At 70.8% G+C, this 13,822-nt stretch carries 13 protein-coding genes; 6 read left to right on the top strand and 7 right to left on the bottom strand.

What is annotated here, in order from left to right; genetic code table 11:
- Nucleotides 1-80: 80 nt before the first annotated feature.
- Nucleotides 81-974 carry a succinate--CoA ligase subunit alpha gene (gene sucD, locus ACXDC7_RS06540; RefSeq protein ID WP_459221586.1) on the bottom strand — a complete coding sequence of 298 codons (894 nt, stop codon included), beginning with the start codon at nucleotides 972-974 and terminating at the stop codon, nucleotides 81-83.
- A gap of 12 nt (nucleotides 975-986) precedes the next feature.
- A complete protein-coding gene (gene sucC / locus ACXDC7_RS06535) occupies nucleotides 987-2,162 on the bottom strand; it encodes an ADP-forming succinate--CoA ligase subunit beta (protein ID WP_459221585.1) in 1,176 nt (391 codons plus the stop codon).
- 513 nt (nucleotides 2,163-2,675) lie between these two features.
- On the opposite strand from sucC, the gene ACXDC7_RS06530 reads away from it, so the two are divergent.
- Nucleotides 2,676-3,749 (top strand): peptidoglycan DD-metalloendopeptidase family protein, encoded by a 1,074-nt coding sequence (locus tag ACXDC7_RS06530; RefSeq protein ID WP_179444283.1) that lies wholly within the window; start codon nucleotides 2,676-2,678, stop codon nucleotides 3,747-3,749.
- 65 nt (nucleotides 3,750-3,814) lie between these two features.
- Here ACXDC7_RS06530 and pcrA read toward each other — a convergent pair whose 3' ends face one another.
- Nucleotides 3,815-6,214, bottom strand: a complete 2,400-nt coding sequence (gene pcrA, locus ACXDC7_RS06525) for a DNA helicase PcrA (RefSeq protein WP_459221584.1) — start codon at nucleotides 6,212-6,214, stop codon at nucleotides 3,815-3,817.
- Between the two features lie 149 nt (nucleotides 6,215-6,363).
- Between pcrA and ACXDC7_RS06520 the strand changes: the two genes are divergently transcribed.
- Complete coding sequence (locus ACXDC7_RS06520; protein ID WP_459222806.1) at nucleotides 6,364-7,539, top strand: phospholipase D-like domain-containing protein; 1,176 nt, start codon at nucleotides 6,364-6,366, stop codon at nucleotides 7,537-7,539.
- A gap of 15 nt (nucleotides 7,540-7,554) precedes the next feature.
- Here the strand turns inward: ACXDC7_RS06520 and ACXDC7_RS06515 are convergent, their stop codons facing one another.
- Nucleotides 7,555-7,899: a hypothetical protein gene (locus tag ACXDC7_RS06515; protein WP_179444285.1), complete on the bottom strand. Its 345-nt coding sequence runs from the start codon at nucleotides 7,897-7,899 to the stop codon at nucleotides 7,555-7,557.
- 120 nt (nucleotides 7,900-8,019) lie between these two features.
- Between ACXDC7_RS06515 and ACXDC7_RS06510 the strand changes: the two genes are divergently transcribed.
- On the top strand, nucleotides 8,020-8,289 hold the full coding sequence (locus ACXDC7_RS06510) for a GlsB/YeaQ/YmgE family stress response membrane protein (protein ID WP_179444286.1): 270 nt from the start codon (nucleotides 8,020-8,022) through the stop codon (nucleotides 8,287-8,289).
- Between the two features lie 77 nt (nucleotides 8,290-8,366).
- On the opposite strand, the gene ACXDC7_RS06505 is transcribed toward ACXDC7_RS06510, so the two are convergent.
- A complete protein-coding gene (locus tag ACXDC7_RS06505; RefSeq protein WP_179444287.1) occupies nucleotides 8,367-9,038 on the bottom strand; it encodes a response regulator in 672 nt (223 codons plus the stop codon).
- On the bottom strand, nucleotides 9,035-10,390 hold the full coding sequence (locus ACXDC7_RS06500) for an ATP-binding protein (protein WP_459221583.1): 1,356 nt from the start codon (nucleotides 10,388-10,390) through the stop codon (nucleotides 9,035-9,037). Before ACXDC7_RS06500 ends, ACXDC7_RS06505 begins: the two co-directional genes overlap by 4 nt.
- A 144-nt stretch (nucleotides 10,391-10,534) precedes the next feature.
- On the opposite strand from ACXDC7_RS06500, the gene ACXDC7_RS06495 reads away from it, so the two are divergent.
- The 3 genes from ACXDC7_RS06495 to ACXDC7_RS06485 are packed head-to-tail and all read left to right on the top strand — an operon-like array spanning nucleotide 10,535 to nucleotide 12,227.
- Nucleotides 10,535-11,716: a PspC domain-containing protein gene (locus ACXDC7_RS06495; RefSeq protein ID WP_459221582.1), complete on the top strand. Its 1,182-nt coding sequence runs from the start codon at nucleotides 10,535-10,537 to the stop codon at nucleotides 11,714-11,716.
- Complete coding sequence (locus tag ACXDC7_RS06490) at nucleotides 11,713-11,895, top strand: hypothetical protein (RefSeq protein WP_179444290.1); 183 nt, start codon at nucleotides 11,713-11,715, stop codon at nucleotides 11,893-11,895. The genes ACXDC7_RS06495 and ACXDC7_RS06490 overlap by 4 nt, the downstream gene beginning before the upstream one ends.
- Before the next feature lie 26 nt (nucleotides 11,896-11,921).
- Entirely contained in the window at nucleotides 11,922-12,227 is a 306-nt protein-coding gene (locus ACXDC7_RS06485) for a PspC domain-containing protein (protein WP_179444291.1), read from the top strand.
- Between the two features lie 12 nt (nucleotides 12,228-12,239).
- Here the strand turns inward: ACXDC7_RS06485 and guaA are convergent, their stop codons facing one another.
- Complete coding sequence (guaA, locus tag ACXDC7_RS06480) at nucleotides 12,240-13,808, bottom strand: glutamine-hydrolyzing GMP synthase (RefSeq protein ID WP_459221581.1); 1,569 nt, start codon at nucleotides 13,806-13,808, stop codon at nucleotides 12,240-12,242.
- Nucleotides 13,809-13,822: the final 14 nt, after the last annotated feature.

Below are 13,822 nucleotides of genomic sequence, written 5' to 3'. Positions count from 1 at the left end.
GGCCCGGCCAGCACAGCGCAGAAGGCGGGCCCCGGGAAGTCTCCCGGGGCCCGCCGACTCGTCGCGCCTGCGGATCAGGCCTACGCGCCCACCTGCTCCATGATCTCGCGCATCAAGGCGGCGGTCTCGCTCGGCGTCTTGCCGACCTTCACGCCGGCGGCCTCGAGGGCCTCCTTCTTCGCCGCGGCCGTGCCGGCCGAGCCGGACACGATGGCGCCCGCGTGGCCCATCGTCTTGCCCTCCGGTGCGGTGAAGCCTGCGACATAACCGACGACCGGCTTGGTCACGTTGGCCTTGATGTACTCGGCCGCACGCTCCTCCGCATCGCCGCCGATCTCGCCGATCATCACGATCGCATCGGTCTCGGGGTCGTCCTGGAAGGCCTGCAGGCAGTCGATGTGCGTCGTGCCGATGATCGGGTCACCGCCGATGCCGACCGCGGTGGAGAAGCCGAAGTCCCGCAGCTCGTACATCATCTGGTAAGTCAGCGTGCCCGACTTCGACACCAGTCCGATCCGGCCGGCCTTCGGCGCGATGTCGGCGGGAATGATCCCGGCATTGGACTGCTCGGGCGAGATCAGGCCGGGACAGTTCGGTCCGATCAGGCGCGAGTCCGAGTTCTTGACCTTGGTCCAGAACTCGGCGGAGTCCTTCACGGGCACACCTTCGGTGATGCAGACGATCAGCGGCATGCCCGCATCGACCGCCTCCTCGACCGCGCTCTTGGTGAACGCGGCCGGGACGAAGATCACCGACACGTTCGCATCGGTGGCCTGCATCGCCTCGGCGACGGAGCCGAAGACGGGCACCTTCACCCCGCCCTCGAACTCGACTTCGGTGCCGGCCTTGCGCGGGTTGACCCCGCCGACCACGTTGCTCCCCGAGCGCAGCATGCGCTGGGTGTGCTTCATCCCCTCCGAGCCGGTCATGCCCTGGACGATGATCTTGGAATCGGTGTTCAGGAATACAGCCATCTCTCCAGCTCCTCAGTTGGCGGCCAGCTCGGCGGCCCGCTTGGCCGCGCCGTCCATGGTGTCGACCTGCTCGAGCTGCGGCAGGTTGGCCTCGGTCAGGATGCGGCGGCCCTCCTCGGCGGCGTTGCCGTCCAGGCGTACCACCAGTGGCTTGATGTCCGCACCGCGCTCGGTGAGCAGGCCGAACGCCTGCACGATGCCCTTGGCGACCTCGTCGCAGGCGGTGATCCCGCCGAACACGTTGACGAAGACGCTGCGCACGGCCTGGTCGCCGAGGATCACGTCGAGCCCGTTCGCCATCACCTGGGCATTGGCGCCGCCGCCGATGTCGAGGAAGTTGGCCGGCTTGGGCTGGCCCGCGAACTCCTCACCCGCATACGCCACGACGTCGAGGGTGCTCATCACCAGGCCCGCGCCGTTGCCGATGATCCCGACGCTGCCGTCGAGCTTGACGTAGTTCAGGCCCAGCTCGGACGCCTTCACCTCCAGCGGATCGGTGGCGGCGATGTCGGCGAGCTCCTTGTGGTCTTCGTGGCGGAACTCGGCGTTGTCGTCCAGGGTGACCTTGCCGTCCAGCGCGATGATCTCCCCCGCACCGGTCTTCACCAGCGGGTTCACCTCGACCAGGCTGGCGTCCTCGGCGACATAGACCTCATAGAGCTTGGCGAACACATCGGCCAGCTTGTCGACGTCCGCGGCATCGAAGCCCGCGGCCTGCGCGATCTCGGCGCCCTTGGCCTGATCGATCCCGACCAGCGGGTCGATCTCGATCCGGGCCAGCGCCTCGGGGCGCTCCTCGGCGAGCTGCTCGATCTCGACGCCGCCCTCCTTGGAACACATCGCCAGGTAGGCGCGGTTGGCGCGGTCGAGCAAGATCGAGAAGTAGTACTCCTCGGCGATGTCGGCGCCCTCGGCGATCATCACCGTGCGCACCTCGTGGCCCTTGATGTCCATGCCGAGGATCTCGCCGGCGCGCTGCTCGGCCTCTTCGGGGCTCTTGGCGATCTTCACGCCGCCTGCCTTGCCGCGACCGCCCGTCTTGACCTGGGCCTTCACGACCACCACGGGGGTGCCCAACTGCTCCGCAGCCGCCCGCGCCTCCTGCGGGGTGGTCGCCGTCTGCCCCCTGAGCACCGGCACGCCATGCTTCTCGAACATGTCGCGCGCCTGGTATTCGTAGAGATCCACTAGCGCTCCAATCCTTCGTCTCGGTGAGCCCGGGCGCTCGCCCTGCCACCGTGACCCTATCCCGTGATCCCAGCGGCGAATCGCGGGCCCTCGGCCCCCACGAGCGGCCCGGGCGCTTCCTGAACGAGGGCTGAGGCGAGGGGTCGTGCGAAGGCGTCGTTCCGGCGGTACGCCGGACCCGGCGGACGGTCGCACGACACGCGGATCGGCGTACCTGACAGAACTGTGAGCGACACCACATCGCGCCTCGGCCGCTCCCAAGATCTGCCGGAGATCCCGTCGTGGCGGGGTTTTCCGCGGTTCGCCGGCCGGCCATCCGCGCGCCCGGCGCACCCATCGCCCCGTTCGTCACCCCCCGGACTTGGCAGCCCATTCTGAGAATTGCTAAGGTTTTTTCCACGTTCTGATTGATCTCGGGATGGCCGGTCGTTATGTTCGTGGTTGGACGTCGACGCGGGGTCTCGAAAGTCGACGTTGGTCCGGTGAAGGTCGCCGGCCAAAGAGGGAGTTTAAGTGACGAAGCGCGCGGCAGGCCGGACCAAGGACCGGACCCGTTCCTCGAGCGACCCCTCGGCGGTTCGCACCACCGTCACCCAGGGCATCGCCGCGTTGGCGGTCTCGGCGCTCGGTCTCGCGGTGGCCGGCTCGGTCGCGCTGACCGCTACCGCTCAAGCCAATGGCGCGACCAACCGCACGTCCGCGGTGTCGGCGGCCGCCCAGCCGGATGCGACCCGCGCCGAACCCGCCCCCCGCAACGACCAGATCAATACCGACATCCAGGCCGCCAAGGGCGCCGCGGAGCGTGCCGAACAGGCCGACCGCAAGGGCGGCACCCTGGAGGCGTTCTCCCGCGACGGTGAGGGCCGCGCGAGCCGCGACACCGTCCGCGCCGAGCTGGACGCGGCCGTCGAGGACCGGGTCGCCGCCAAGCGCGTCGCGTCGCTGACCGACGCCAGCGAGGAGGCCAATTCCGAGTCCCGCAAGGCCGTCGCTTCCGCCCGCGACGACGCCATGGAGGCCGAGGTCGAGGCCGCCCGCCGCGAGGAGAAGCGCGCCCAGGAGGCCAAGAAGAAGGCCGAGGAGGCCGCACGCCAGGGCGGCACCCTGCCGCCGGCTGACCAGGCCGCCCCGCCCGTCGACACGACCGTCAGCGGCGATGTCAGCGGTGGCGGCGGCACCACTCCGATCGCCAAGGGCAGCTACCGGCTCGGCGCCCGCTGGGGTGCGGTCGGCTCGTGGTCGCGGTACCACACCGGTCAGGACCTGCCCGCGCCGATCGGTACGCCGATCCGGGCCGCGGTGGACGGCGTGGTGATGCCCGCCACCGGTGGCGGCTGGGCCGGCAACCACGTGATCATCCGCGCCTCCGACGGCAGCTCCACGCTGTATGCGCACATGTCCACCACCAGCGTCAGCGCCGGCCAGACCGTCAAGGCCGGCCAGCAGATCGGCGCCGTGGGCATGACCGGCCGCACCTTCGGCCCGCACCTGCACTTCGAGTACTACAAGGCCGGTGTCCGTCCCGGCGATGTCTACAGCAGCTCCGACCCGTACGCGTGGATGCTGTCCAAGGGCGTCCAGCTCTGACCTGACCAGCCACGAAGCGGCCCCCGGCACGATGCCGGGGGCCGCTTTGCGTCGTGGTTGTGCCCTCAGATCTTCTCCAGCGGCGCATGCCGCAGCGCGAGCCGCTTCAGGCCCGAGGAGCCGAAGTCCACATCGGCGCGGATGCCCTCCCCCGTGCCGGAGACGGCGACGACCGTGCCGAGGCCGAACACCGAGTGCAGCACCTTCTCGCCCGGCTCGACCGACTCCACCCGCTGCTGGCGGGCCGCGGCCGCCGAGCCCAGGGTCTCGCGCAGGGAGCGCGAACGCCGCGACGCATCGGCTGCGGCCCAGGTCAGCGGCGCACCGCCCAGCCGCCGCCAGTCCAGCAGCCGGTCGGGGATCTCGCCGAGGAAGCGGCTGGCGGGGTTGTGCTGGGGCGCGCCCCACATCGTGCGACGCTCGGCCCGGGTCAGGGTGAGCCGCTGCCGCGCCCGGGTGAGGCCGACATAGGCCAACCGGCGCTCCTCCTCGAGCTCGGCCGGCTCTCCCAGGGCGCGCTGGTGCGGGAAGATCCCGTCCTCCATGCCCGTCAGGAAGACGGTGTCGAACTCCAGGCCCTTGGCCGTGTGCAGCGTCATCAGCGTGATCACGCCCTCGGCGCCCTCGGCATCGGGCAACTGGTCGGTGTCGGAAACCAGGGCTACCCGCTCCAGGAAGGCCGGTAGGGAGGAGTCCGGCTCGGGGGCACCCTCGGCCAGTGCCGCCGGGCCCTCCCCGTCGACCCCGTCGTCGGCGCTCGCCAGGTCCGCATCGGTGATGTCGACCACCCCGGCGCTGGACACGAATTCGCCGGCGACCGAGACCAGCTCGAGCAGGTTCTCCACGCGCCCGGCGTCCTGCGGGTCGTTGCTGTTCTGCAACTCGGCGAGGTAGCCCGAGCCGTCGAGCACGCTGGTCAGTACCTGGTCGGCCGGCACGCCGTCGGCGACGAGCTGGCGCTGGGCGTCGAGGAAGTCGACGAAGCCCGCGATCTGCCTGGCCGATCTGGTCGCCAGCCCGGGCGCCTCGGCATGGCGCCGGAGCGCTTCGGAGAACGGTACGCCGTCCCGGGTTGCCAGCGCCTCGATCACGGCCTCGGCCCGCTCGCCGATGCCGCGCTTGGGCACGTTCAGGATCCGGCGTACCGACACATCGTCGGCGGGATTGACGATGGCCCGCAGGTAGGCGATGGCGTCGCGGATCTCGCGCCGCTCGTAGAACCGCACCCCGCCGACCACCCGATAGGGCAGGCCGGCCCGGATCAGCACCTCCTCGAATGGCCGCGACTGGGCATTGGTGCGGAAGAACACCGCGACCTCGCCCCAGGTCGTCTTGCCCGCATCGCGCAGCGCGCCGATCTCGCGCGCGACGAAATCGGCCTCCTCGTACTCGGTGTCGGCGACATAGCCGGTGATCAGCTCGCCGTCGCCCGCCTCCGACCACAGCCGCTTGTCCGGGCGACCCTCGTTGCGGGTGATCACGGCATTCGCCGCGCTCAGGATGTTCTGCGTGGAGCGGTAGTTCTGCTCCAACAAGATCGTCTCCGCACCGCCGAAGTCGCTCTCGAAATCGAGGATGTTGCGGATCGACGCGCCCCGGAAGGCATAGATCGACTGGTCGGAGTCGCCGACGACCATCAGCTCGGGGGCGGTCTCCCCCGCCGCGGCCTCCGCCTCGTCCGGCGGGCCGCACAGCTCGCGGACCAGGGCGTACTGGGCGGCATTGGTGTCCTGGTACTCATCGACCAGCACATGCCGGAACCGCCGACGGTACTTGTGTCTGACCTCGTCGAACCCTTGCAGCAGGTGCACCGTGTGCATGATCAGATCGTCGAAGTCGAGCGCGTTCGCGGCGACCAGGCGCCGCTGGTACTCGGCATAGGCCTCCGCATGGACCTGCTCCGCGCCGCCGGTGCTCGCGGCCCGTCGCGTCGCCTCCTCGTGGTCGACCAGGTCGTTCTTGGCCTTCGACACCCAGTTCAGCAGCGAACGGACGCCGAACTTCTTCGGATCGAGACCGAGGTCGGAGGCAACCAACTGCATCAGCCGTTTGGCGTCGCCGTCGTCGTAGATCGAGAACGATGACCCCATGCCGAACCGGGAGATCTCGGCGCGCAGGATCCGCACGCAGGCGGAGTGGAAGGTCGAGACCCACATGTAACGGGCGCGCGGTCCGACGAGCTCCTCCACCCGGTGGCGCATCTCGGCGGCCGCCTTGTTGGTGAAGGTGATCGCGAGGATCGAGCCCGGGTGCACATCCCGCTCGGCGACCAGCCAGGCGATCCGGCGGGTCAACACCCGGGTCTTGCCCGAGCCCGCCCCCGCGACCACCAGCACCGGGCCCCCGGTGTGGGTGACCGCGCGGCGCTGCGGATCGTTCAGCCCCGCAAGCAGATCGTGCGGTTCCTTGCGCCGGGCGCGCTCCACCGGGGCGTCGGGGACGGCTGCTGACTGGTCTGGGCTCATCGCCGGCCCAGCCTAGTTCGTCGGGCCGACACCGCCCAGGCGCCACAGCCCGCTGCCACCGACGGCGCCGCTCGGCGTCGCCCGTCTGTCATGATGGCGGCGTGAGCGTACGGCAGATCGGGGTCTGGGTCCGCCGCATCCTGCTGGGGATCTTCGGCGTACAGCTACTGATCATGGCTGTGCTCGTCGCGATCGATTCCTACCGCAAACGCTTCCGCGCACCGGCAAGCTTCCCCCACAGCTCGCCGCAGACGCTCGCCGACGACTCCGGTCAGGCGCGGATCTACACCTACGGCCAGGACCTCTACGACGACATGCTCGCCGCCATCGACGCCGCCGAGCACGAGATCTTCTTCGAGACCTTCATCTGGAAGTCCGATGCGACCGGCCAGCGGTTCAAGGAGGCGCTGACGCGGGCCGCCGAGCGCGGGATCTCGGTGTATGTGATCTATGACAAGTTCGCCAATCTCGTCGTGCCGCGCAGTTTCTTCCGCTTCGACGACCGGATCCGGGTTCACGCCCATCCGCTGTTGCGCGGGGGCGCTGCGTTCTGGCTGCCGACGAACTGGGCCCGCGATCACCGTAAGCTGTTGATCGTCGACTCGCAGGTCGCGTTCGTCGGCGGGTACAACGTCGGCGCCCTGTACGCAACGGACTGGCGCGACACCCACGTTCGGTTCACCGGTTCGCCGGTCCCGGAGCTGGAGAACGCGTTCATCGACTTCTGGAACGACAACACCCGGCGTGTGCTGCCGGCCGTGCAGGAGCGCACCTGGCTGAGCCCCGTGCGGGTGCACCGCAATGTGCCGTCGATGTTCGTCTTCCCGATCCGGGCGATGTACCTGGAGGCCATCGACCGGGCCACCCGCTACTGCTGGATGACGCACGCCTATCTGATCCCCGACGAGGGCCTGACGGCGACCCTGATCGCCGCCGCGCGGCGCGGGGTCGACGTGCGGATCATCGTGCCGGCGGAGTCCAACCACGTCGTGGCCGACTGGTTGTCCCGCGGCTTCTACCGGCGGCTGCTGGACGGCGGGGTACGCCTGTTCCTGTTCCAGAATGCGATGGTGCATGCCAAGACCGCGACGATCGACGACGTCTGGTGCACCATCGGTACGGCCAACCTGGACGGGCTGTCGCTGGCCGGGAACTACGAGATCAATGTCGAGATCCTGGGCCCGGACTCCGCGCGGGTGATGGCCGACATCTTCCTCGCCGATCAGGAGAACTGCGTCGAGATCACGCTTGAGGAGTGGGACCGGCGCTCGGCGCTGGCGAAGCTGACCGAGATCATCCTCGCGCCGCTGCGCCCCTTCTTCTGAACGCCGCGGAAGCGGTCAGACCCAGAGCACTTCGAGCGCGGCGGTGATCACCGTCACCGCCATGATCAGCGCCAGCAGGCCGCGCGGAATAGTCGCGAACCGCCGGTTCAGGACCACCAACACCACCGTCGCCAACATGATCACGCCCACCACGATGATCTTGGCGAGATTGACCGGACCCGGCCCCAGCAGGCTGATCACGGCCACCGCCACACCGGCCACGAACTGCACCAGCACGCCACCGAACATCGGTCGGTTGATCTCCGGTTCGGCCAGCCGCAACTGCACCAGCGCGCCGCCGAACAGCGAGGCCCAACCAAGCAGTTGGATCAGCTCCAGGACGCGGATCAACCACTCCATGGTCATCACGCTAGCCGCAGCGTACCCGCACGGCCGCGTCGGCACGCCGTTTGCGCTCGACCCTGACGCTACCCCGAGTTGTGTCGACATTTCTCGGCAACTGGGCGTACCATGTCTGCCATGGGAACAATCATTGCCTACATCGTCATCGGTTTGATCGGTGGGGCGATCGCGAAGGCGATTCTCCCCGGCCGGCAGGGCGGAGGTTGGGTCGCAACGATCCTGCTCGGCGTCGCCGGCGCGCTGCTCGGGGGCTTCCTCGGCGGCATGCTCCTCGGCGTCAACTACTCAGATGTCTTCAGCTTCCAGGGCCTGATCACCTCGATCATCGGGGCGCTGCTGCTGCTGTTCATCTACGGCCTCGTCACCAAGAACCGCTCGGCAGCCTGACCGAGCGCGCAGGCTGATCAACAGCGAAGGCCCGGAGCGCAACGCTCCGGGCCTTCGCTGCTGTGTTTGACCGCAGCTCAGACCAGGCGCCGGTCGGTGGCCCAGCGCGTCAGTTGGTGCCGGTTCGACAACTGGAGCTTGCGTAGCACGCTGCTGACATGGGTCTCGACGGTCTTGATCGAGATGAACAGCTCCTTCGCGACCTCCTTGTAGGCATAGCCGCGGGCGATCAGCCGCATCACCTCGCGCTCGCGCTGGGACAACCGGTCCAGATCCTCGTCCACGCTCGCGACATCGATCGCCCCGGAGAACGCATCCAGCACGAAGCCGGCCAACCGCGGCGAGAACACCGCATCGCCCTCGGCCACCCGGCGGATCGCATCGATCAACTCGGGGCCGCTGATCGACTTCGTGACGTAGCCGCGAGCCCCGACGCGGATCACGCCGATCACGTCCTCGGCGGCATCGGAGACCGACAGGGCAAGGAATCGCTGGTCCCCGTTCACCGCGTGCACCTGCTTGATCACCTCGACCCCGCCGCCGCCCGGCATGTGCACATCGAGGAGCACCACGTCCGGCACCTCGGCAGTGATCACCCGGACCGCGCTCGGCACGTCGGCGGCCTCGGCGACGACCTCCACCCCGGCCGAGATCTCGCTCCGCACGCCGGACCGGAACATCGCGTGATCATCGACCACGACCACGCGCAGGGGGCCGGCGGCCCGGTTGGTTGCTGCCGGTTGTGTCATTGCCTCATCTCCAGTCTCACCTCGGTACCCTCGCCCGGCGCGGACCGGATCCGGGCCGTCCCACCGTGCCGTTCCATCCTGCCCACGATGCTCTGCCGGATCCCGAGCCGGTCCTCGCCGACGCGCTCAGGGTCGAAGCCGCGCCCGCGATCGCGGACGAACACCTCCACCACATCGTCGTGGGCCTCGGCGTAGACGTCGATCTTGTCCGCGCCCGCGTGTTTGGCGGCGTTCACCATCGCCTCGCGGGCCGCGCGGACCAGCGCCTGTCCGCCCTCGTCGAGCTCCGCATCGCCGACCACGACCACCTCGACGGGTACGCCGCGCTCCAGCTCGACCTCGGAGCCGGCCTGACGCAGCGCCGCCCGCAGGGTGGTCTCCCCCGCCTCCTCGTCGTACAGCCAGGCCCGCAGCTCCCGCTCCTGACGGCGCGCCAGCGTGTGCACGGCCCGCGGATCGCCCGACTGGCGCTGGATCAGCGCCAGGGTCTGCAGCACGGAGTCGTGCAGGTGGGCGGCCATGTCCGCGCGCAGCTCCGCGCGTACCTTCTCCTCGTGGGCCGCGGCCAGCGCGCGCCGTGAGCGGTGCACCCACGGCGCCGCGACGATCGCCACCCCCGCCAGTACCAGGCCGGTCACGGCCAGCGCGGCCGGAAAGACCTGCGGGCCGAGTTCGGCGAGGGCGATCCAGACGATCCCGCAGCCGACCAGGCCGGCGCCGAGGATCACGCGAATCACCGACAGCGCCCGGCCGGAGGCCACGAACGGTCGCAGCCATGCCGGCGCGCGCGACGCGTCGCGATCGGACCGGCCGGCCGGATCGGCGCTGCGCCAGACCAGCGCGATGCCGGCGGTGGCGATGGCGAGCGGCCAGAAGAACTGGGGCATGTACCCCCACCCGGCGAGCTGCAACAGCCACATCAGCCCCACCGCGAACACCCCAAGGGCCACGACGGCGCCCAGGTCCCGCCCGCGGCGCGGGCGCACCACGGTGCGGTGCCCGGCGCGGTCGGCCGCGGCCAGCCCGGGCGCCTGTTCGGGGGCGCCGCGCGGCGGCATCAGCAGCCAGAGGACCGCGTAGAGGATCGGCCCGAGAAACTGCACGAGCGTCAGCCCGACGAAGGCCAGCCGGACCACCAGCACCGGCCAGCCGAGGTGCTCGGCAAGGCCCGAACAGACGCCCGCGAGCCATGCCCCGTCGGGCTGCCGCACGGCGCGGGGTCGTTGTGCCGCGCTCGCCTCGGGCTCGGGCGAACCCGCCGGCGCGGTGGCGGGCGGCGCGCCCCGGTCCGCAGGCGCCGCCGGTCCGCCCGGCAGGCCCCGGCCGCTGGGGTGCAGGTCCGCGCTCGTCATGACCTGCCAAGCTTCACACGGCAACAGCGCCCGTGCCACACCCGGCCGCCCCGACCGGTCCCTGAATCGCCGCCGCGGACCGGACCGCGAAGATGGGGGTCTGCCCCGATGGTCCGGGCCCGGGCCCTCGGCAAGGATGGGTGCATGAGCCAGTTGCCCGTCCCGCGGCGCCGGCGCGACCGATCGGTCGTGGCCGGTGTCTGCGCCGCCGTGGCCGAGCGCTGGCAGGTCGATCCCACACTGGTCCGGGTCGCCGCCGTGCTGCTGGCGCTGAGCGGCGGGATCGGGCTGGTGCTGTACGCGATCGCCGGGCTGCTGATGCCGACCACCGACGAGGATCAACCGCCGATCGAGCGGTTCGTGCCCGGCGCGAGCCGGTGGCCGCTGTGGGTGTGGGTGGTGACCGCGCTGGGCGCGTGTCTGTTCGTCGGCGGGATCGTCGGACCGATCGCACCGTTCGGGATCATGCCCGCGCTGGTGCTGGCCGCCGCCTGGTACTTCGGCTACCGCCGCCCCCGCCAGCGCGGGCTGCAGGGCCGGGCTCCGGAGCCACTGCCGCCCGCCGATCCCGCACCGCGCGCGCCGGCGGCGGGGTCGTGGCCCACCTATCGGCCCGGGCGGCTCGATCAGACGGTTTCCGATCCGGTACGCCCCGTCGCGTCGCCGGCGGCGACGGCGTACCCCCCGTTGCCGCCGGCCTCCCGCGTCCGCTCGGCCGCGGGCCGGATCACCCCCGCCGGGCGGTGGGTACGCCGGGCCGGGTTGATCCTGGTGGCGCTGTCCTTGCTCGCACTGGTGATCGCGCGGATCGGCGGGGCCCACCTGCCGCTGCCCGTCTGGCTCGCCGTCCCCACCGCCGCGTTGGGGCTCGCGCTCGTGGTCGGCGCCTTCGTCGGCCGGCCCCGCGGCCTCGCCGTGGTCGCCACCTTGTTGTTGATCGCGACCCTGGGTACCTCGGCGGCGGCCACCGTCGGCGACCTCTCCGCACCGCAGGAGCGGATCGTGCACACGGCGAACGACCCGGCACCCACCACGCGGAACCTGGACGTCGGCACGCTCGATGTCGACCTGTCCGCCGCTGCCGCCGATCGACCGGTCACCTACCGCTACTCGGTCGCGGTCGGGGCGCTGCGGGTGCGGCTGCCGCGCGAGGGGAACGTCCAGGTGCGCTATGCCGTGGACGTCGGTCGCGCGGCGGCGCCCGGGCAGGCCGAACAGGACGGCCTCGATCTCACCGGCACCTGGAACTACGCCAACGACCCGGACGCGCCGCTCACGGTGATCGTGCTGCAGGTCGACACCGGGAGCATCGAGGTCGCGCGATGAGGCGCCGGATCCACGTGCTGACCCTGCTGCTCGGGCTCGCCTGCCTGGCGACCGCCGGCGGCGCGCTCCTGCTCGCCTACGACCGGCCGATCAACTGGGGCCTGGTCGCCATCGCGACCCCGCTGACCCTCGTCGTCGTGGGCGTGCTCGGCATGGCGTCGGCACGCGGAAAGACCTAGACCCCACCACCGGAAGGAAGATCATCATGGAGAAGAAACTGACCCGTAGCTCGAGCGACAAGATCCTCGGCGGCGTGTGCGGCGGCATCGCCCGCTATCTGGGCGTCGACGCCGGCCTGACCCGCCTGGTCACGGTCGCGCTCATCCTGTTCACCGGGATCGGGCCGTTCGCCTACCTTGCGGCCTGGTTCCTGCTGCCCGACGAGCAGGGCCGCTCCGGCCTGGACTGGGCGATCCAGCAGATGCGCGGCGGCTCCGACCGGGCCGCGAGCAACGGCACCGTGGGTACGCCGGGCGCTGACGCGCCGCACCGGGGCGACGACCTGCGCTGATCCCGACCCTGGTCACTCCCACTCGATGGTGCCCGGGGGCTTGCTCGTCACGTCGAGCACGACGCGATTGACCTCGGGCACCTCGTTGGTGATCCGGGTGCTGATTCGCTCCAGCAGTTCGTGCGGCAGTCGCGACCAGTCGGCCGTCATCGCGTCCTCGGAGCTGACCGGGCGCAGCACGACCGGGTGGCCATAGGTGCGCCCGTCGCCCTGCACGCCGACCGAGCGGACGTCGGCCAGCAGCACCACCGGGAACTGCCAGACCTCCCGGTCCAGGCCGGCCCGGGTGAGTTCCTCGCGCGCGATCGCGTCGGCCGCGCGCAGCAGCTCGAGCCGGTCCCGGGTGACCTCGCCGACGATCCGGATCGCCAGCCCTGGCCCCGGGAAGGGCTGGCGCCAGACCATGGCCGGGGGCAGCCCCAACTCCTCGCCGACGGCACGCACCTCGTCCTTGAACAGGGTGCGCAGCGGTTCGATCAGGGTGAACTCGAGGTCGTCGGGCAGCCCGCCCACGTTGTGGTGGGACTTGATGTTGGCCGCGCCCTCGCCGCCGCCGGACTCGACGACGTCGGGATAGAGCGTGCCCTGGACGAGGAAGTCGACCCCGCCGTCGGCGGCCACCTCGCGCGCGGCGGCCTCGAAGGTGCGGATGAACTCGCGGCCGATGATCTTGCGCTTCGTCTCCGGGTCGCTGACCCCGGCGAGCGCGTCCAGGAATCGGTCGGTGGCATCGCTGATCTTGAGGTCCACGCCGGTCGCGGCGACGAAGTCCCGCTCGACCTGCTCGGCCTCGCCGGCCCGCAGCAGACCGTGATCGACGAAGACGCAGGTCAGCTGATCACCGATCGCCCGCTGCACCAGCGCGGCCGCGACCGCGGAGTCCACGCCGCCGGACAGCGCGCACAGCACGCGCGCGTCGCCGACCTGCTCGCGGATCGCGGCGACCGAGTCCTCGACAATGTTCGCCGGCGTCCAGTCCGGGCGCATCTTCGCGATGTCGAACAAGAAGTTCTCCAGCACCCGCTGGCCGAGCTGGGAGTGGTGCACCTCCGGGTGCCACTGCACGCCCGCGAGGCCCCGCGCCGGATCCTCGAACGCGGCGACCGGCGTGTCGGCGGTGCCGGCGAGGACCCCGAACCCGCCCGGTGCCGCGGCGACCGCGTCGCCGTGGCTCATCCACACCGACAGCTCCTCGGGCAGGCCGGCCAGCAGCGCCCCGGTGCCGGCGACCCGCACGGGCGTGCGGCCGTACTCGCGCCGGCCGGTCCTGGCGACATCACCGCCGAGCGCCGCCGCCATCGCCTGGAAGCCGTAGCAGATGCCGAGCACGGGCGTACCGGTCCCGAAGAGCGCGGGATCGACCTGCGGCGCACCCTCGGCGTAGACCGAGGACGGGCCGCCGGAGAGGATCACGGCCTTCGGATTGCGGGCCCGTAGCTCCTCGGCGGTGATGGTGTGCGGCACGATCTCGGAGTAGACCCGGGCCTCGCGAACCCGGCGGGCGATGAGTTGGGCGTACTGGGCGCCGTAGTCGACGACGAGGACCAGGTCGTGCTCGGCCGACGGGGCTGGGGTGGGCATGGCGCGCAGTCTAG

This window comes from Naumannella huperziae (assembly GCF_054073625.1).
This window is presented reverse-complemented; position numbering and strand designations above follow the sequence as displayed.

Excerpts from the sequence above, each read along its gene's own strand:
- ACXDC7_RS06515 (WP_179444285.1), bottom strand. The coding sequence starts at position 7,899 with ATGGAGTGGTTGATCCGCGTCCTGGAGCTGATCCAACTGCTTGGTTGG.
- sucD (WP_459221586.1), bottom strand. The coding sequence starts at position 974 with ATGGCTGTATTCCTGAACACCGATTCCAAGATCATCGTCCAGGGCATG.
- pcrA (WP_459221584.1), bottom strand. The coding sequence starts at position 6,214 with ATGAGCCCAGACCAGTCAGCAGCCGTCCCCGACGCCCCGGTGGAGCGC.
- ACXDC7_RS06510 (WP_179444286.1), top strand. The coding sequence starts at position 8,020 with ATGGGAACAATCATTGCCTACATCGTCATCGGTTTGATCGGTGGGGCG.
- ACXDC7_RS06500 (WP_459221583.1), bottom strand. The coding sequence starts at position 10,390 with ATGACGAGCGCGGACCTGCACCCCAGCGGCCGGGGCCTGCCGGGCGGA.
- ACXDC7_RS06490 (WP_179444290.1), top strand. The coding sequence starts at position 11,713 with ATGAGGCGCCGGATCCACGTGCTGACCCTGCTGCTCGGGCTCGCCTGC.
- ACXDC7_RS06485 (WP_179444291.1), top strand. The coding sequence starts at position 11,922 with ATGGAGAAGAAACTGACCCGTAGCTCGAGCGACAAGATCCTCGGCGGC.
- ACXDC7_RS06495 (WP_459221582.1), top strand. The coding sequence starts at position 10,535 with ATGAGCCAGTTGCCCGTCCCGCGGCGCCGGCGCGACCGATCGGTCGTG.
- ACXDC7_RS06505 (WP_179444287.1), bottom strand. The coding sequence starts at position 9,038 with ATGACACAACCGGCAGCAACCAACCGGGCCGCCGGCCCCCTGCGCGTG.
- guaA (WP_459221581.1), bottom strand. The coding sequence starts at position 13,808 with ATGCCCACCCCAGCCCCGTCGGCCGAGCACGACCTGGTCCTCGTCGTC.